The organism is Brevibacillus sp. IT-7CA2 (genome assembly GCF_949767855.1).
GTDB lineage: Bacteria > Bacillota > Bacilli > Brevibacillales > Brevibacillaceae > Brevibacillus.
Genome location: NZ_CATKQT010000022.1, coordinates 311556 through 329958, shown reverse-complemented (window position 1 = coordinate 329958; position 18403 = coordinate 311556). Strand labels below are relative to the sequence as shown.

Sequence of the window (18403 nt, the reverse complement as noted above, 5' to 3'; positions counted from 1 at the left end):
TTCCCCCCTAATTCTTTTGCTTCAAAATCCGATATTCTTTTCCATTCGATAAAATGGTAATGGAACCGTCGTGGCTGGTAACGTATGTCTCGGCCCATGACTCACCCAGGCGCTCCATGACTTCCGTCTGACCATCTTTCATTTGATCCCGCGATCGACCTGTCTGAATAATGGCGACCTGAGGATCGACTTGCGTCAGAAACGGTTGCGAAGAGCCTTGATTGCTCCCCTGACCGGCTACCTTTAGCACTTCCGCTTTCAGTCTGTCATTTTGCCGTTCCAACAGTCGCTCTTCTGCTTTTTCATTCACGGCGCTCATAAATAAAAAACGCAATTGACCGTGCGTCAATCGAAAAACGAGAGAATTGTTCTGGGGCGATAAAAATAACGGTTCATCCGGGAGCACAACGTCCATCGAGATTTCTTGGTCAAGAGTGAGTACTTGTCCTTGCTCTGCTTCCATCTGTTTTTGGTTGGAGCGAAGCAGCACGACATGGCGAATCGATGGTGCGATCAGCCTGGGCAAAATAACGGCATCTACAAGCACTTGCTGGCTCAATGAAGCGTAGCCTCCCATATGCTCAGGCTGGTCGTTCGTCAACACTACATAGTCGAGCCGTGTGATCTTGAGCTCTGCCAAGCGCGCCGAGAGAACGGGCCAATCATCTGCCGTACCCGTATCAATCAGCATCGTTTTGCCGCCTGGCATTCTCAAAAGCGTACTCTCACCATGTGGAAGTGCCAAGTAGGTGATAATGAGACCCGAAAATTCCTGTTCTGTCTCTGTTTCAAACGGGTCATCTATCTTCACTGCTGCTTCTTGCAAATACAAATGGCTATCAATCGAGCATGCGCAAAGGAAAATCGCACTAAGAACTACAATCCACCAACGCCACTCTTTTTTCCATAACATTTATTTTATCACCTTAATCCCTATGAGACTATTGCTTCATTTTATGAATCTGACAGGGATTGCATACTAAGGAATGGCTTTATACGCTCTCGCAGCGTTGGCCATGGACCGCTTTCGATCTGAAATGGCGGCAAAGATTGAAGGAAAGAGCGTCCATATCTCGACTCAACCACACGCGTGTCTAGAACGATCACGACCCCGCGATCCAAGTGGTGGCGAATTAATCGACCCACCCCTTGTTTAAATTGCAGAACAGCTTGTGGAAGAGACAAGTACATAAAAGCGTTTTTTCCTTCTGCCTTCAAAAGCTCTGCCCTTCCTTGATAGACCGGATGATTCGGTGGAGCAAATGGGAGGCGAACAATGACTAAACTGCTCAGCCATTCCCCCTGGATATCGACACCTTCCCAGAAGCTGCTCGTCCCAAGTAAGACACTTCTCTCCATGCTTCGGAACAAACGCACCAGCTTGCTCCGATTGTTGCTATCAATCCCGTGACCGAATAACGTATAAGGTTCTGGGGCCTCCGCAAGGCGTTCCTTCATTGCTTGGTAAACAAGTCGAAGCATCGAGTGGGAGGTGAACAGGATCAGCGTCCTTCCTTTCGAAGCCAGTACGACATCCATGCACCCTTGAATGACCGCCTCCAAATACGTATGGTCACTCTCTTTGCCTGGTGCAGGGAAATCAGATGGAATCAACAGTAATCCCTGCTCTTCATATTGAAACGGCGATGGCAGTGACAAGGTACGCACACGTTCCTCGGGCAGTTGGTCGAGACCAAACTGGCTTTTGATGTAGGAGAAGCTGTTTTTGACCGTCAGAGTGGCTGATGTCAAGATCAGACTCCGCTTCTGCGCAAAAAGCGGTTCTGCTAGTGAGTCCGCAACCTTTAAGAGTGCTGCTGACAAGTGAACCTGCTTGCGAGCTGTACGGGACTCTACTTCCATCCAATATACATACTCGGCATCCTGCTCAAGCAAAAAGAAGTGAAGCAGCTCCACTGCGTTTTGCCAGTCTTTGATGAGACCGAATAAATCTGTCAGTAAACTGCGTACGGCAAAAGGAGGCTTTTCCTCTTGCGGAGTCGTTCGCAATAGCTGCTCGATGTCCGCTGCGTATACAGTCATCCCTTCAATCAGCTTTTTGGTTACTTTGCGTATTTTCTCGTGTTTGCCTACAAACGATTCGATCCGATAACGTACCGTCTCACGTCCAGCGTCCGCCGTCTCCTCCGCACGATCTGATGCCCATGCATACAAGAGCTGTGTCCATTGCTGCGCTTTCTCACGTAAGGCAGCGGACTGTTTTCTCAGCTCCAGAAGCTTTGTGGCGACATCTTCTTGAACCGCAGGCATCCAGCTTTGCAGCTCTTCTGCGAAGCGGGCAATTGGTCCACTCTCTTCAACCGATGCACGATCTAACAAGAAAAGAAGCTGCGTGGTTGAAAACTGCTTGCCTAAATGCTGTGTCGCGGCATCCTCCAAATGATGGGCCTCATCGACGATGGCAACTTCATACGGAGGGAGGATTCTGTTTTCCGCTTGCAAGTCGCTGATGAAAAGGGCGTGATTGACGATGAGTACATCGACATCGCGAGCCCGTTCCTTTGCCTGAAAATAGTAACAGCGACTAAACCAGGGACAAGCCCGATTCAAACAAGAGCTCGTATCACTTTTTACTTGTTGCCAAAGCAGTTGGCCACTCGGAGGCATGCTCAGCTCTTCCACGTCACCGGTTACGGTTTGCGTGAGCCACGTCAGCATCTGTCCTTTGACCAAGCGCATTTCTTGGCTGCTTCCTTCTACAGGCTCGTCCACGGCTTGTTCAAATTTACGCAAGCACAAGTAGTTTCCTCTGCCTTTTAGCGTCGAAGCTGTAAAGGAAAACGGCAGAGACTCCTGCAAGGTAGCGATTTCCTTATGGAATAGCTGTTCCTGCAATTGAATGGTGTTGGTACTGACCACCAGCTGCTGCTGATTGTGATGAGCCCAAATGATCCCCGGCAAGAGATAGGCTAATGATTTTCCCGTACCTGTCCCTGCCTCTACCAATAAATGGGCACCATCCTCCATTGCCTCATAGACCGCATGCATCATCGCTTCCTGAGCATCCCGGCGTTGATACCCCGACATTTTCGCCTGCATGTGCCCATTTTCGCCCAAAACATCCTCGAGCTGGTCAGCAAACGCTTTGGTCACTGTCGTATCGACATTAGGACGTTTTAGCGAGGCTGTTAATTTTTCTTCTCGGTTCCGAAGAGCCAGCTGGCGATAAACATCCCACATGTCAGAGGAATCCGTTTTGGTTGGCGTTCCATCCAGCTCTGGCAGCTCTATGAGCTTTTCCATCTCGATCTGACGTAAAAGAACCTCGATATCAGAGCGAAACGAAGAAACGAGCATCTGCAGGCGCTGGATCGTCACGAGAGGCAGTCTCTTTAAAATATCCAGCAAGTGGAGAAACAGCTGCGCCGTTGCAAGGGCATCGCTATCTGCTTGATGGGGATTATCGTGCTCGATTTCCAGCTCAGACGCCAGTTCTCCGAGTCTGTAGCTATTTTGCATCGGCAAAAGAACACGGGATAGCTCCACGGTATCAAGTACGTAGCCGTCAAACGCATAATAGCCCTGGCTCAGCAGGGCTTCTTGTAAAAATTGGAGATCAAAGCTTGCATTATGTGCAACAAAAGCTCGTCCGTCCAATAAACGCAAGAAATCTGGAAACACTTCTTCCAAGGAAGGAGCATCTGCAACCATCTCATTGGTAATCCCTGTTAATTGGGTAATAAACGGTGGAATATCCTGGCCTGGATGAATCAGGGTGGAAAAACTCTCGGTAATCTGCCCATCATCGATTGCGACGGCACCAATCTGAATGATGCTGTCACCTTGGCGTGGATGGCTTCCCGTCGTCTCAAAATCTACAACTAGTAATCGATTCAAATGTTGTCACCTCGTAACCTGGGCGGAAACATTCAATCCGCACCCATTCACATTCGGCAACGATGGGAAATATTCCTGCTCTCCTGTACATTTAAGGCTGTACGAGCTCGGTTTGCATTTCTGATTGACCGCGCTTACTTGCACACAATTGCAGATAGATGGGGATTTCCCATAACTGTTCTGCGAATGGCAATGCCCGTTGAAAATATTGTTCAGCTAGGCGCCAATTTTCTTCCACAACCGCGATTCTTCCCAGATGAAAATACCCTAACGAACGTACATATGGCTCAGCGTCTTCCAGGAAATACTTTGCCAACCGTTTTGCCTCTTGTGTATCCCCTAGCTTTTCGTATGCGGAAATCATTCCGGATTGGCCGAGGCGATTGTCTCGGTTTTTCTCCAGCATGATCCGGAACGCTTTAATTGCTTCTTCTACCCTTCCGTCAAACAACAACATCCATCCATAACTAAAAAGAAAGTCGTCATTTTCGGGTGCAAGACTGATCGCTTTTTTGACGAGCGTCAATGCGCGCTTCGTACCCGAAATGAGCCACGTATTCCAGGCCAAGCCATGCCACGTCCACCCATCTTTTGGGGAACGCTCCGTCAAAAAGTGATAGCAAATTTGTGCCCGGTGGTAATTGCCCACTGTTTCGTATAAAGAGGCCATTTCCTGAAGAGTATCGCTGTCCAAATCGCGTGTCGGCAGTTGCAAGCCTTTCGGCGGGCTCCATTCCACCGTCTGGTCCATCGTATGCAGTAATTTTGCAGCACGCAGCCATAGCATCTGCGCTTCCCAATCGTGCTCGTTTTTTTCTAGATACGGTTCCAATTCGTCCAAAGCTTCCTGTGCATCGCCATCTCTTAAGTAGCATAGCGCGAGGTTGTATTTGGCTTCTTCCTGTTCTGGCTTGATCTCGAGAGACGTCTTAAAAGCTTGCGCCGCCTCTAGCCATTGCTCCTCTTCTGCCAGTATGCACCCGATGGCATTAAAGCTGATGGCCACAATGGTAGGTGAGCTTGCTGTCCTGCCGAGAAGACGGAATTCCCGAAAGGCTAATTCATCGTCCTCACACAAAAGGAGACTGTAAGCGTAGTATAGGCGTCCACTTTCCCAGTCTGGCGATTTTTGGACTAATTCTGCAAAACACTTTTTCGCGTCTTGGAACATGCGCAAATGATAAAAGCCTTCCCCTCGACGAAAAATCGGCTCGTATGGATTCGATTCAACGGCCTTTGGTGATTCTGCACTTACCTTCGACTGATGCGTCTTTTTCTCTTCCGCCGGAAGCTGTCCTTCCATTTCCTTGATACTACGAATCGCATTCGATAATTTTTCTTCGAATTGCAGCCACAGGTCTACGACTGTATCACTTACTTGGCGCAATTGAAACAATTGTTCCGCGAGCTGAAGACGTTCTTGTTCTGAAGCCCCCTGCCACTTCTCTTCAATCGACTGCGCTTTTTTACGAAGCGTATGAAACCAGTCTTCGATTTTCACAAGAAAAGCCACCCCCTATGAGGCATGAGTACTTTCATTGTCTCACAAGGCAGGTGGCTCTATGCAGGAACAGACAGATCGCCTACAGAATCGTCGCGTGTACTTCTTCTGCGATCAATTCTTTGATCTGATTTTTTTCATCCATGATGGCGACACGTGGCTTGTAGGTTCTTGCCTCTTCATCCGTCATCATCGCATAGGCAATAATAATAACGATATCGCCCTCTTGTACGAGACGTGCAGCTGCTCCGTTCAAGCAAATGACGCCACTGCCTGGAGCACCTTCGATGACGTATGTTTCCAGACGCGCTCCGTTGTTGTTATTGACGATTTGTACTTTTTCATTTGGCAAAATATCCAGTGCATCCAACAAATTTTTGTCGATGGTAATACTGCCAACATAGTTCAAGTTCGCTTCAGTTACCGTTGCGCGATGGATTTTTGCTTTCATCATGGTGCGGAACACTAAGAATTCCTCCTTTATCTCTACTTAATTGATGTTATCGTATTGTCGATCAGACGTGTTTTGCCAAAACGAACAGCTAGCGCGATGAGGATCGTCTGACCTGCCGTTTCCTGCTCAACTGGTGTAAGTGCTGGATAGCTCAAAATTTCCACATAATCAATATCAGCCAGCGGCTTCTCGGAAATCATTTGCGTGATTCGATCCTTGATCGCAGTAAGAGCCATGCCCTCACCCAGCCATTTTTCTGCTTGTTTCAAACTCTGTGATAGCACGAGTGCCTGTGCTCGCTCATCCGCTGACAAGTATACATTCCGAGAGCTCATGGCAAGACCATCCGCTTCGCGGACAATCGGGCATGGAACGATTTGTACTGGCATCGACAAGTCGTGGACCATTTGCGTCACAACAGCTACCTGCTGGGCATCCTTTTGTCCAAAAAAGGCGTAATCGGGCTGGACAATTTGAAACAATTTATTGACGACAGTCGATACGCCATCAAAATGACCCGGACGAGAAGCTCCACACAATGGAGTCGTCACATTTGCCACTGAAATATTGGTCAGCATCGGTTTCGGATACATCTCGCTGACTTCCGGGATAAACAGGAGGTCCACTCCCGCTTCTTCCGCCATTTGGCTATCCCGTTCAATATCACGCGGATAGCGTTCAAAGTCTTCATTCGGTCCGAATTGCAGCGGGTTTACGAAAATGCTCATTACAACCAAATCGCATACTTCACGGGCAGCTTTCACCAAGCTGAGATGTCCTTCATGCAGAAAGCCCATGGTCGGTACCATCCCGATCGTTTTGCCTTGCCGATGTGCTTCTTTTATATGAACGCGCATCTCTGCGATTGTGGAGACTTGCTGCATCATTGTTTGCATCATGACTGCTTCACTCCTTCCCCGTACAATTCCTTGATGGTTTCTTCAGAGGCATGGAAGACATGCTCTGGCCCTGGGAAGCTTCTTGCTTCAACTTCTTTGTTATAAGTCTCCACAGCTTCACGGATTGTTTCACCGATGTTTGCGTAACGCTTCACGAATTTCGGTGTGATATCCGATGCGTAGCCGACCATATCATGGAACACCAGCACTTGCCCATCACAAGTCGCACCCGCTCCGATTCCGATCACAGCGATGTCCAGCTTGTCTGCAATCATGCCTGCGACCTCTTCCGGAACACATTCCAGCACAATGGCGAATGCACCCGCTTCTTGAATCGCAAGGGCCTCGTCCAACAATTTTTTGGCTGCCTCCAGATCTCTTCCTTGTACTTTGTAACCGCCTAATTGATGTACCGATTGCGGAGTAAGTCCAATATGTCCAACGACAGGGATGCCTGCTTGTACACAGCGTGTAATGATTGGGGCAAGTTCACGGCCCCCTTCCATTTTGACCGCCTTGGCCAGCCCTTCTTGCATTAGTCTGCCCGCGTTTTTCACTGCTTCCTCAACTGTTCCGTGATAGCTGAGAAAAGGCAGGTCCGTCACGACAAATGCACGCTTAGCCCCTCTCGTTACTGCTTTCGTATGGTGTAGCATGTCCTCCATCGTTACAGGGATGGTGGAGTCATAACCGAGTACGACCATTCCCAATGAATCACCGACCAGAATCATATCAGCGCCAGCTTCATCCACTAATTTGGCTGACGGATAGTCATAGGCGGTCACCATGGTAATCGGATTTCGCGTTTCTTTTTTCTTGCGGATACTCGAAGTCGTAATAGGTCTGTCGTTTTGTGCCATTTTTCATTGCTCCTCTTTCGCATCAAGCCCGTGGATCGTGTGAGGAATAAAAAAACCTTCTCGCGTCAATCGGGAGAAGGTTGTCCATGTCAAAAAGACATTTTGCGTTAGCGGATTCCTTCTGTCTCGGTCCACACAGGCTCTGAGCAGATTTTTGTCCTTGCACATATTGATTTAAGATTACACGATAGATACAAAAATACTCCGGAAGTACCGTTCACGAGGTGATACAGCCTCCAAATTGGAGTATAGCAAATGATTTAATCATTTGCACGATAATTGACATCAGCCGAATAAACTTTGTGAATCTGTCCCGTCTGATCCTCGACCTTGAGTACGCCTTCCTCATCCAAGCCAACGGCACGACCTTCAAGCTGTTGTGAAATCGTCTGGAGGGTCACCCATTTGCCAATGGTGTACGAATGATTCTCCCACTCTTGTTTTACACGCTCAAAGCCAGCCTGCAAATAATGGTCGTACTCTTCTTCAAAAATTCGGCAGAGTCGTTGGATAAGCGAAACACGCTTGAGTGGCTCGCCAGATTCAATTCGAAGCGAAGTCACAATCTGTGCCAGTTCAGATGGGAAATCAGACTCAACACTGTTGGCATTGAGCCCTATTCCGATTACTAAATAATTGACCCGGTCAGATTCAGCATTGAGTTCTGTCAAAATCCCACATACTTTTTTGTCTCCGATAAAAATATCGTTCGGCCATTTGATTTTGACAGGCAACCCAGTCTCTTCTCGGATCGTTTTCGCTACAGCAACCGCCGTTAGCAACGTCATCTGAGGTGTCTTCGGTAACGGAATCGCAGGTCGGATGATCAAGCTCATCCATATCCCCGTTCCTTTCGGAGAATGCCATGGGCGGCCGAGTCTACCTTTCCCACCTGTTTGCAGCTCTGCCAGCACAAGCGTACCTTCTACTGCCCCTTTTGCCGCAGCCTCGTGTGCGAGTGGCTGTGTAGATACCACCTCATCGTAAGCGATGACATTTTGACCGATCCGATTCGTTTCCAATCCAGCCATGATTTCTGCTGCTGACAAGCGATCAGGGGCAACCAGCAGGCGATACCCCGATTTTCGCACCGCCTCCACCTCGTAACCATCTCGGCGCAGCTCTTCGATATGTTTCCAAACCGCCGTCCTAGAGCAACCGCATGTTTGGCTTAGTTCTTCACCAGAGATGAAACTGCCTGGCTGATCACGGAATGCTTGAAGGATGACTTGCTTAATGTTCATCTTGTGCAACCTCTTTCTTTGCAACTTCGACGAGTGCTTCTGGTGTATTTGGTAAACCGTGCAGAGCCGTTTGTCTAAGCAACGATTCCAAGACGCGAACAATCCACTCGCCTGGCTTTTTTTGAACGGCTACTTGCAGGTCAAGCCCCGTGATTGCCAAATCCTTGATGGTTTTGACAGGCATGTTTTCGTATTGATCGAGTAGTGCTTGCATCGAGAACGATTGCCTCTCCTTCCACCAGCACGCTTGCAATAAAAGGTAGAACTCGTTGCACGTGTCCCAACCGACTTCAAGCAGCAGTGGCCCCCACCCAATCGCATGAGGGATATCCCATTGCGGCTGCAATCGCGTCAGAAGTTCAACCAAACAACAAATTGCTTCTGTTTCGCGTTTGGACATTTTGAGGAATTGGCATACTTCACGCGATTGCACAGGTGAATAATTCGCAGCAAACAGTAGCAACGACCATTTTTGCGTCACAGTTTGCAAATGATGCAGCCGCCAGACATGCTCATTCGAGAGGTCAAACAGTTTTTCTACCTCAGGGGCATAAGCCATGAGCCTCGTTTCATTCAACAACTGACAACCTACCTCTGGAGCTCTGCTGTCGAGCGTTTTATTCAGCTCTTCCCTTATGCGCTCCACAGCAATATGAGCTAACAAAGGTGCAGTCTGTTTCATAGCAAACATGGTCTGGTCTTCTATAGCAAAACCTAACTGGGAAGCAAAACGCACTCCTCGTAAAAGCCGAAGGGCATCCTCCTGAAATCTCTCTAGCGGAATGCCTACAGCCCGAACCAGCTGATGCTCCATATCCTCACGTCCACCGAACGGGTCGTGCAATACTTGATGACGATCCATCGCCATTGCGTTCATCGTAAAATCTCGTCGCTCCAGATCGAGTCGAAGTTCTGAAACGAATTGAACCTCAGCGGGTCGACGGTAATCTTCATATTTTCCTTCCGTCCGAAACGTGGTTACTTCGAACATCTGCCCCTCGACTTTTACAGACACAGTACCGTGTTTCAGACCAGTCGGGACATGATCGGGAAACAATCGGATGACGTCGCCGGGATGGGCATTCGTACATATATCTATATCATGAACAGGTCGTTGTAAAAGCCAATCGCGGACGCAACCACCCACATAGTAAGCTTCGAAGCCGTGTTCCTCCAATCTGTCGAGAACACGCTTTGCCAATTCTATCGCCAATCCAATTCCCCCCTTTCTGGTTTGCTCCGCCTGATCTACACAAGGAGGCGTTTTTCATGAGAGTTTTGTATGGATTGTTCATTTTTATATCCAAGGTACATCAACTAGCCAAAAGCTCGATCTTACGTTCAAAAGCTTAGGTTTTCTTCGGATTTGCTTGCCAGCAAGTTGGCGTAAAGTGCTTCATACTGAGAGGCAATCGTTTCGTGACAAAACGTTTTGCAGGATCGCTCGATGCTATTCGCGGAGAATTCGCGGTATAGCTCTTCGTTTTGCAAGAGACGAATCGTTTCTTTCGCCATGCCTTCCACGTCCCCAATTGGGCGTAAGAAGCCGTTCACACCATCCAGGACAACTTCGGGCAAGCCTCCTGCCACTGTAGCGACGACAGGCACACCGCAAGCCATTGCTTCCAATGCGACGAGTCCGAAGCTTTCCTTTTCTGATGGAAGCAGCATGATGTCTGCCATCGACAATACCTCGGCGACGTCTTCCTGCTTGCCGAGGAAACAAACATCGTCGTTCAGACCGAGCTCAGCGATCATCTTACGGACCAGACCCATTTCGGGACCTTCACCAATGAGGATCAGTCTGGAAGGCATTTCTTCTCGTACTCGCGAGAATATTTCAATCACATCCGGCACTCGTTTGACCGGACGGAAATTAGAAATGTGCATAAGAATTTTTTCACCATTCGGTGCAAATACCTTTTTCAGCTTCGTAACCTCTTTTGGGTAATAACGCCGCTTGTCTACGAAGTTGTACACAGGGACAATTTCTTTTTCAGTATGCAGCAGCTCTTTCGTTTGCCTGATCAAATCATTGGACACCGCTGTCACCAAATCACTTCGCTCAATACCGAAGCGGATCATATCACTCAAATTCGAGTCATAACCCAGAACAGTAATATCAGTCCCGTGCAAGGTGGTCACAATTTTCAAATGATCACCTACCATTTGCTTGGCGAGGAACGCACACAACGCATGTGGCACAGCATAATGCACATGTAATAAGTCCAGGTTTTCATTTTTCGCCACTTGCGCCATTCGGTTCGCCAAGGTCAAATCATAGGGTGGGTATTTAAAAACATCGTAGTTGTTCACTTCTACTTCATGATAAAAAATGTTCGGGTGAAACGCACCTAATCGAAATGGCATTCCACCTGTAATGAAATGGACTTGATGCCCTCGCTCGGCTAATAGCTTGCCCAGCTCTGTGGCTACTACCCCCGATCCGCCCAATGACGGATAGCAAGTAATCCCGATCTTCATACAGTGTCACTCCTTCTCACAAGCTCTTTAATACATACGGAGCTGCACTGACAAATCCTTCTGCGTAGGCCACACCAGCCTGCTGACCAAACAGTCGCTCTCGGTACTCGACAGACTCCAGATACCCGTTGGTAAGCGGTGTTTGAACGCTGCCTTCTTCGAGTTCAAACTGACTGCGGTAACAACGCAGCGCCTCCATTTTTTGTGGATAAACAGCGGTGATATCCACGACAACCTGAGGCGTGACAGTAGAATTAATAAAATAGTAAAGGAATTGCGAAGGTCGATAGGCAGGCAAAGAAGGCTCCGGCAAATACTTGCGGATGCCTGCATTAAACACCGCCTCGCGAACGATCCGACTAACGCTTTCGTGATCTGGATGACGATCCGCGTAATAAGGCGCAAGCACAATGGCTGGGCGAGTTTCGCGAATGAGCTTTACGACACGTTCAATCGCACTTTCCCTGACTGCTTCCAAGCCACGATCAGGCAGGCCAAAATTATAGCGAGCAGCCACTCCCATCACTTGGTCAGCTGCAGTCGCTTCTTGCTGCCTTCTTTCAACCGTTCCATTCGAAGACAATTCGGCATAGGTCAAGTCGAGAATCCCCACGCGCTTTCCCTGTTTAGCTGCCAAAATCAGACTGCCTGCCGCGCCGATCTCGACATCGTCAGGATGAGCGCCGATTGCCAAAATATCGAGTGAACTCATGCTTCATTCTCCTCATGCACCACTTCACGCCAATCCAGTTGTCCCAGCTCCAAAGCCTTCAGCATGATTTCTGCCGAACCGAGATTGGTGGCAAACGGTATCTTGTGCACATCACACAGTCGAAGCAGTGCGATAATATCAGGTTCATGTGGTTGAGAGGTAAGCGGATCACGCAAAAAGATAATCAAATCCATCTCATTGCGGGCGATCATCGCACCGATTTGTTGATCGCCTCCTAATGGCCCTGAAAGAAAACGGGTTAGGGACAGCGACGTAGCTTCCATTATTCGCGACCCAGTTGTTCCTGTGGCATACAGGTCATGTTTTGCCAAAATGGATTCATAGGCCATCGCTAGTTGCACAATCTGTTCTTTCATTCGATCATGGGCAATCAATGCAATTTTCAAGAAAACCTCTCCCTTTATGGCTGGGTATCGTGTGTATGTTAATCAATCGTTTAATCAATCAGATGTTCCAATCCGTAAATCAATCCGTTCATATTCATTACGGCTTTAATCGCCATATTTACCCCTGGCATGAATGATTCCCGGTTAATCGAATCGTGGCGAATGGACAGCGTTTGGCCTGTTGCACCAAACAAAACCTCCTGATGAGCAACCATACCTGGCAGACGGACACTGTGAATCCGGAAGCCTTCGTAATCTGCTCCGCGAGCGCCTGGAATCGTTTCTACCTCTTCAGGATGCCCCTGCTTGAGCTCTTCCCGAACGGCTGCAATCATCTCTGCGGTCTTCAAAGCAGTTCCACTCGGCGCATCCAGCTTGCGGTCATGATGCAGCTCGATAATTTCCACATGCGGCATATATTTTGCTGCCATTGCGGAAAACTTCATACATAGAATCGCGCCGATTGCAAAGTTCGGGGCAATGATGGCACCCAGTCCCGCTTCTTTATAGCGCTCAGTTATCTCTTGCAGCTGCTCAGTTGTCAGCCCCGTTGTTCCGACGACTGGTCTCACACCACGAGCCAGACAAAGCTCCATATGACGATATACCGTATGTGGTGTCGTAAAGTCTACCAGAACATCCGGCTTCATTTCGTCCAGTTGTTGATTGATTTCCTCTTCGCTCACACGTGTGTCCAGATTGCCTGTAAAAACGAGTGCGGAATCCTGCGCCAGCATTTTCACTACTTCTTGCCCCATCCGACCATTTGCGCCTGCAACTGCTACACGAATTTGTTTAGTCATGCTGCTCGTTCTCCTCTATTCTCGTCCAGCGATCTTTATCGCGAGTATTAAACTTGTGCATAATACGATCAAAGGCTTCCTGTAAATCGATTCCGAGTGAGTTTGCGAAACAAATCACGATGAAGAGTACGTCACCCAGCTCTTCCTCTACTGTTTTTTCGCCTTCGTCCTTTTTCTTCGGTTTTTCTCCATAAAAATGGTTAATCTCTCTGGCTAATTCGCCTACTTCTTCTGTCATTCTAGCCAGCATCGAAAGCGGTGAAAAATATCCTTCTTTAAACTGCGATATGTATTGATCAACTTCTTGCTGCAACTCTTGCATAGTCTTTTGCCGTTCCATCCGCCCACTCCTTTTTCACATACTTCTCTCTTTCACCTATCGTACTAAAAAAGGCTTCGTTTGCCAAATCACAATACTTCGTCTTTCCAGCATATGGACAATCAAACGAGCGTTCATTTATAATGGCTTTCGGATAGCCCTCAGGTAACACAAGTATTACCTGCACATCACGTCCGGGGGGAAGCCTGTTTCCTGATCCGGCGAACAGGAGGATATATGAAAATTCGTCTTGACAGTATCATTGCCATTATCATCGGTTCTGCCATTATGGGATTTGGTATTAACGCGTTCAACATTCCCAACCATCTAGCTGAGGGCGGTATTACTGGTATCAGTATTTTGATCAAGCTGTTAGTTCCTGCTGTGGATCAGGGAATCGTCTTCTTTGTCCTGAACATACCGTTATTTTTCTTGGGCTGGAAAATTCTTGGACGAACTTCTTTTTTCTACACGATTTTGGGAACGGTTTCTCTCTCAGTCTTTTTATCCTTATTTGATGGTGTGCTTCCGTTGCCGATGAAAGATCGCTTGCTCGCTTCCCTGTATGCCGGGGTAGCGGTTGGTGTCGGTTTAGGGATTATTTTCCGTTACGGTGGGACAACCGGCGGTGTGGACATCATTGCCAGACTGCTCCAGAAATACATGGGTATCAGTATGGGGAGGACGTTGTTTTTCGGAGACATCTTGGTCATTGGCGCGTCCCTCGTCTATTTGAATCTGGAAAGCGCTATGTATACCCTCGTCGTTGTCTTTATCGCAGCACGTGTCATTGACTTTTTCCAAGATGGCGCTTATGCAGGAAAAGCATTGACGATCATTTCCAACGAAGCAGATAGCATCGCCAAGCAAATTCTCGATGTAGGTCGTGGTGTGACTCTCTTAGCTGGTAAAGGTGCCTACTCTGGCGATGAAAAGAAAGTCATCTATGTCGTTGTCAGCCGAAACGAAGTCATGCGTTTTAAAACCATTGTGCAAGAAATTGATCCGCATGCTTTTGTCATCGTCAACGATGTGCATGAAGTTCTCGGAGAAGGCTTCACCCTTGATGAAAACAAGAAACCGCTTCACGACTAGCACGAAGCAGCACAGCAAAAACCCTTGCCTTTTCGTACAGGCAAGGGTTTTTTACTCTATTACGTCGAACGGATTTCCCCGTCATATTTCTTCCACGCCACATAAGACAAGGCCATGATCAAAGCAATCGAAATCGATGCAAGAATAACAATAGGTGAATCTGGCCGCATCATTAAACGAGCAAACGTACTCTTCTCTTCTCCCACAAAAGCCACTTGAAAAGAGCCGTTCAATTCTCGCAACGCCTCTCGTACCAGTTGCCAATCTACTTGGCTGTTTCGCATCTCTTTGGATATGATATCGTACGCAACCGTAATCGAGGACATTTGGCCCTCTGGAAGCTGAATACTCATCCCCGGCTTAATGGCCAAAAATAATCGGTAATTTTCATCGAACTGTTCGCGAAACTGACTGAAATTCCGCTCAACAGCCGATAGTTGCAGGTTTTGGACCTGTGTGACGAGAGAAGGATAGTAGCTCCGCCACATCGGCTGGTGATCATGCGTTAGTGCGTCTATGGCGATACGGACCCGCGTGGCATGCCACAGCAATTGCTGTTCACTTGCGTTTGCGGAAGCAAAGCTTTGCTTGGCTGCTAGTATGGACTGTGTCACTGCATTCAGACTCTCAATTCGTATCGGATTGGGCAAATGCTGGTTCGGGAATCGTTCTGCCAGCTGTACAATCCGTTGCTCTGCCCCTTCAAGATCTCCCTTTTTTGCATACGTCAGTAACTCATGCGCAATTTGATCTAATGCTGCCAACTGCTTTTCTTCTATCGGTTGATTCAGCTTCGAGTACAAATTATGAATGGGCCACGACAAGAACAACCCGATCATGAGAAAGAATAATAAAAACCGGATGTTTTTCTTCAACGCAAATAACCTCCTTCCCTAGTACAGCCTATGGAAAGGAGGACAAGATTAGACCTTATTTGTCGTATACTTCATATTCATCCACCAGATCACCGAGATCGAGATCAGACTGAGAAGAACCGTAAACAATCCAACGAAGCCTTCATACGGATCTAGTACACTCGGTAGCCACGGATGGATGTCCATGACGTAATCGAGAAAATCATTATTCAGTGTCCACAGCGCAGCGATTCCCACCGGCAGAAGACTTAGCTTGTAAAAACGCGCATACAAAACAGATTCCACAGCCATGCCGGTGTGGGAAAGGATCAGCATCACGTCTGTCCAACGCACTTCATTGCCCATCAACCAACCAGCCACGATAATGCAGACGGCCCAGACACCATACTTAAAATTGGTGATGCCAGCCAAAGCTTCCAGTACAGGAATGTGGCGACCCAACAAATAGGTAAGGAGTACAAGCGAAAAAAGTCCGCTACCTGTCGGGCTGTCCGGGACAAAAGGAATCAAATATGCTGGTGTCTCAGCCAATTGGTTACCATACCAGATGAATCCATATATGGTTCCCAAAAAGTTGACGAAGAACAGCGTCCAAAGAAACCACCTTTTGCCCAAAGATTGCCTAAACCACTCCCATATCCAGATCATGTATAATCGTCTCCCGCTGTGTACGCCGCTAACGAAAAAGCTGACCGCATTACCAGCCAGCTTTTCCCCTATTAGCTTATTTCAAGCCAGCCATGTATTCAGCTAGCTTTGCGATTTCTGCATCATCTTTGAGCAAACCGGCTGGCATTCCGCCTTTACCGTTCTTGATGACGTCAGTAATCTTGGCTGCATCCAAAGTTGCACCGATTTTTTGGAGGTTTGGACCCATGCCACCCTCCATGTTTTTACCATGGCATCCCATACAGCTTGTTTGCGCTTTCCAAAGCGCATCTGCTGTAAAGCTGGTGTCAGCCGGAGCAGGTGCAGTTGCACTAGATCCCTGTTTACCACCAGTTCCTTTACCTTTATCTGGGTGAGCCAGATGATATTCATGGTTTGCCGCCCAAGTCAGGTAGAAAATACCAACGAGTGCCGTCAGCATCAAGCCTGTAGCAACTGGACGTTTGCTAGGACGACGCTCTTTGCTGGTATCCAGCCAAGGCGCCAGCATCAGTGCACCAAATGCGATACCTGGAATAACAACGATTCCAAGAACGACCCAATCCCCTGCAGCCCATGGATATTTCAGCAATTGATACAGGAACAAGAAGTACCAGTCTGGCAACGGAATGAATGATGTATCATTCGGGTTTGCTTTGTCAGTCAACGGCGACGGATGAGAAACCGTCAACACGAGGAAGCCAACTAAGCAAACGGCTGCCACCATCCACTCTTTCAACAGGAAGTTTGGCCAAAACGGCTCGTTTTTACCTGGAAAGTCGGAGTAGGATGGAGAAATGTTTGGAATACGCTTCGCCGATACTCGGGAATCTCCGACGAAGGTAGCATCTTTATCTTGTTTTGCCATGCTATTTCCTCCTTTTTTCGAAGACCGATTATAGTGGACCCGAGATACCTTGCGAACGGATCATAACAAAGTGAGCTCCCAACAGACCAAGCAACGCGCCTGGGAGGAAGAACACGTGAATCGCGAAGAAACGAGTAAGGGTTTGCGCCCCTAGAATGTCTCCGCCTGTGAGCAATGTTTTCACATATGGACCGATGAAAGGTACAGAGTCAGCGATCTGCACACCTACTTTGGTCGCAAAGTATGCGGTGTTATCCCAAGGCAAGAGGTAACCTGTGAAACCAAGGCCCAGCATAACGAAGAAAATCAGTACGCCGACTACCCAGTTCAATTCACGAGGCTTTTTGTATGAACCTGTAAAGAATACACGCAGAGTATGTAGGAACATCATCACGATTACCAAGCTGGCACCCCAGTGATGCATACCGCGTACGATTACCCCGAACGCTACTTCGTTCTGGAGGTACTTAACGGATTCGTAAGCATTGATAACGTCTGGTACATAGTACATCGTCAAGAACATACCAGACAAAATTTGAATAACGGTAATAAAGAACGTAAGTCCACCAAAGCAGTAAACAAAAGCTGAAAAATGATGTGCCGGGTTCACGTGCTCAGGTACTTCGTGGTCAGCCAAGTCACGCCACATCGGAGTGATGTTTAAGCGCTCGTCGACCCAATCATACATTTTTTGCATCATTTTAGCCGTTCACCCCCGGACGAGGATTTGCTTTTACTTTACCTAAATACAATTTTCCATCTTTGACTTCTGTCTCATACTCATCAAGAGAAGCCGTCGGTGGCGTTCCCAAAATGTGCTCGCCATTGATCGAATAACGACCCATGTGGCAAGGACAGAAGTACTCATTTGGTTGTCCTGGGCCAGTTCCCCAGTCAACCGTACATCCTAAGTGCTTACAGATCGGGGACAGAGCAAGAATCTCACCCTTGTCGTTCTTGGTAACCCATGCAGTAAGTGTAGATTCTGATTCATACCAACCGTCCTTGGTATGGACCTTGAATTCTACGCGTTTTGGCACGGCACTAAACTCATCCGGACTGCCGACAGCTACTTTATCTCCACCTGCATGTCCTTGCAGAAGGGGGTCTACCGCAAAGCGAATCATTGGGGTGATCATTCCCGCAGCAAGGAATCCGCCAGTTCCCATCAGGGCGTAGTTCAAAAATGTACGCCTGGAAATTTCGCGTTTGTCTCCCATATCTTTTTTCCCTCCTTATCCTGTAAAATAGCGCTACGATGGCATTTTCATACATATACACTAGGTCAATCCCAATCATAGCTAACGCCTATAAAGATGTCAAGAATGTCCAGTGGACATGTCTTTACCCAAACGATGTGTGACAGGATATTGTTG

At 47.9% G+C, this 18403-nt stretch carries 19 protein-coding genes; 1 reads left to right on the top strand and 18 read right to left on the bottom strand.

The window, feature by feature from the left end; translation table 11 throughout:
• Positions 1 to 7 precede the first annotated feature (7 nt).
• From ACM6JA_RS14625 to ACM6JA_RS14565, 13 genes are all read right to left on the bottom strand, one after another.
• A complete protein-coding gene (locus ACM6JA_RS14625) occupies positions 8 to 913 on the bottom strand; it encodes a ComEC/Rec2 family competence protein (protein ID WP_414852843.1) in 906 nt (301 codons plus the stop codon).
• A gap of 41 nt (positions 914 to 954) precedes the next feature.
• Entirely contained in the window at positions 955 to 3858 is a 2904-nt protein-coding gene (gene dinG, locus ACM6JA_RS14620) for an ATP-dependent DNA helicase DinG (RefSeq protein ID WP_414852842.1), read from the bottom strand.
• A 91-nt stretch (positions 3859 to 3949) separates the two neighbouring features.
• Positions 3950 to 5359, bottom strand: coding sequence for a tetratricopeptide repeat protein (locus ACM6JA_RS14615; RefSeq protein ID WP_414852841.1), 1410 nt, complete (start codon positions 5357 to 5359; stop codon positions 3950 to 3952).
• Positions 5360 to 5441: 82 nt separating this feature from the next.
• A complete protein-coding gene (gene panD, locus ACM6JA_RS14610; RefSeq protein ID WP_007723146.1) occupies positions 5442 to 5825 on the bottom strand; it encodes an aspartate 1-decarboxylase in 384 nt (127 codons plus the stop codon).
• Between the two features lie 20 nt (positions 5826 to 5845).
• Entirely contained in the window at positions 5846 to 6712 is an 867-nt protein-coding gene (gene panC, locus ACM6JA_RS14605) for a pantoate--beta-alanine ligase (protein WP_414852840.1), read from the bottom strand.
• A complete protein-coding gene (panB, locus tag ACM6JA_RS14600; protein ID WP_414852839.1) occupies positions 6709 to 7572 on the bottom strand; it encodes a 3-methyl-2-oxobutanoate hydroxymethyltransferase in 864 nt (287 codons plus the stop codon). Before panB ends, panC begins: the two co-directional genes overlap by 4 nt.
• Positions 7573 to 7832: 260 nt before the next feature.
• Positions 7833 to 8816 (bottom strand): biotin--[acetyl-CoA-carboxylase] ligase, encoded by a 984-nt coding sequence (locus tag ACM6JA_RS14595; RefSeq protein WP_414852838.1) that lies wholly within the window; start codon positions 8814 to 8816, stop codon positions 7833 to 7835.
• A complete protein-coding gene (locus tag ACM6JA_RS14590) occupies positions 8806 to 10029 on the bottom strand; it encodes a CCA tRNA nucleotidyltransferase (RefSeq protein WP_414852837.1) in 1224 nt (407 codons plus the stop codon). Before ACM6JA_RS14590 ends, ACM6JA_RS14595 begins: the two co-directional genes overlap by 11 nt.
• 128 nt (positions 10030 to 10157) lie before the next feature.
• The gene (gene bshA, locus ACM6JA_RS14585; RefSeq protein WP_409178657.1) at positions 10158 to 11300 is read right to left on the bottom strand and encodes an N-acetyl-alpha-D-glucosaminyl L-malate synthase BshA; all 1143 of its coding nucleotides are present in this window, start codon (positions 11298 to 11300) and stop codon (positions 10158 to 10160) included.
• Positions 11301 to 11316: 16 nt separating this feature from the next.
• The gene (gene bshB1 / locus ACM6JA_RS14580) at positions 11317 to 12012 is read right to left on the bottom strand and encodes a bacillithiol biosynthesis deacetylase BshB1 (RefSeq protein ID WP_414852836.1); all 696 of its coding nucleotides are present in this window, start codon (positions 12010 to 12012) and stop codon (positions 11317 to 11319) included.
• Positions 12009 to 12419, bottom strand: coding sequence for a methylglyoxal synthase (locus ACM6JA_RS14575; RefSeq protein WP_056492842.1), 411 nt, complete (start codon positions 12417 to 12419; stop codon positions 12009 to 12011). Before ACM6JA_RS14575 ends, bshB1 begins: the two co-directional genes overlap by 4 nt.
• Before the next feature lie 50 nt (positions 12420 to 12469).
• Complete coding sequence (dapB, locus tag ACM6JA_RS14570; protein ID WP_414852835.1) at positions 12470 to 13222, bottom strand: 4-hydroxy-tetrahydrodipicolinate reductase; 753 nt, start codon at positions 13220 to 13222, stop codon at positions 12470 to 12472.
• Positions 13215 to 13562, bottom strand: a complete 348-nt coding sequence (locus tag ACM6JA_RS14565) for a nucleotide pyrophosphohydrolase (RefSeq protein WP_414852834.1) — start codon at positions 13560 to 13562, stop codon at positions 13215 to 13217. The genes dapB and ACM6JA_RS14565 overlap by 8 nt, the downstream gene beginning before the upstream one ends.
• Positions 13563 to 13778: 216 nt before the next feature.
• Here ACM6JA_RS14565 and ACM6JA_RS14560 point away from each other — a divergent pair, with 216 nt between their 5' ends.
• Positions 13779 to 14636 carry a YitT family protein gene (locus ACM6JA_RS14560; protein ID WP_414852833.1) on the top strand — a complete coding sequence of 286 codons (858 nt, stop codon included), beginning with the start codon at positions 13779 to 13781 and terminating at the stop codon, positions 14634 to 14636.
• Positions 14637 to 14695: 59 nt separating this feature from the next.
• Here ACM6JA_RS14560 and ACM6JA_RS14555 read toward each other — a convergent pair whose 3' ends face one another.
• From ACM6JA_RS14555 to ACM6JA_RS14535, 5 genes are all read right to left on the bottom strand, one after another.
• Positions 14696 to 15511: a sporulation protein YpjB gene (locus ACM6JA_RS14555; protein WP_007726858.1), complete on the bottom strand. Its 816-nt coding sequence runs from the start codon at positions 15509 to 15511 to the stop codon at positions 14696 to 14698.
• Between the two features lie 48 nt (positions 15512 to 15559).
• Positions 15560 to 16159 (bottom strand): DUF1405 domain-containing protein, encoded by a 600-nt coding sequence (locus ACM6JA_RS14550; RefSeq protein ID WP_414852832.1) that lies wholly within the window; start codon positions 16157 to 16159, stop codon positions 15560 to 15562.
• A gap of 76 nt (positions 16160 to 16235) precedes the next feature.
• Positions 16236 to 17027: a menaquinol-cytochrome c reductase cytochrome b/c subunit gene (locus ACM6JA_RS14545; RefSeq protein ID WP_173617913.1), complete on the bottom strand. Its 792-nt coding sequence runs from the start codon at positions 17025 to 17027 to the stop codon at positions 16236 to 16238.
• Positions 17028 to 17055: 28 nt separating this feature from the next.
• Positions 17056 to 17727: a menaquinol-cytochrome c reductase cytochrome b subunit gene (gene qcrB, locus ACM6JA_RS14540; RefSeq protein ID WP_106653045.1), complete on the bottom strand. Its 672-nt coding sequence runs from the start codon at positions 17725 to 17727 to the stop codon at positions 17056 to 17058.
• Position 17728: 1 nt separating this feature from the next.
• Positions 17729 to 18247 (bottom strand): ubiquinol-cytochrome c reductase iron-sulfur subunit, encoded by a 519-nt coding sequence (locus tag ACM6JA_RS14535; protein ID WP_007716590.1) that lies wholly within the window; start codon positions 18245 to 18247, stop codon positions 17729 to 17731.
• Positions 18248 to 18403 lie beyond the last annotated feature (156 nt).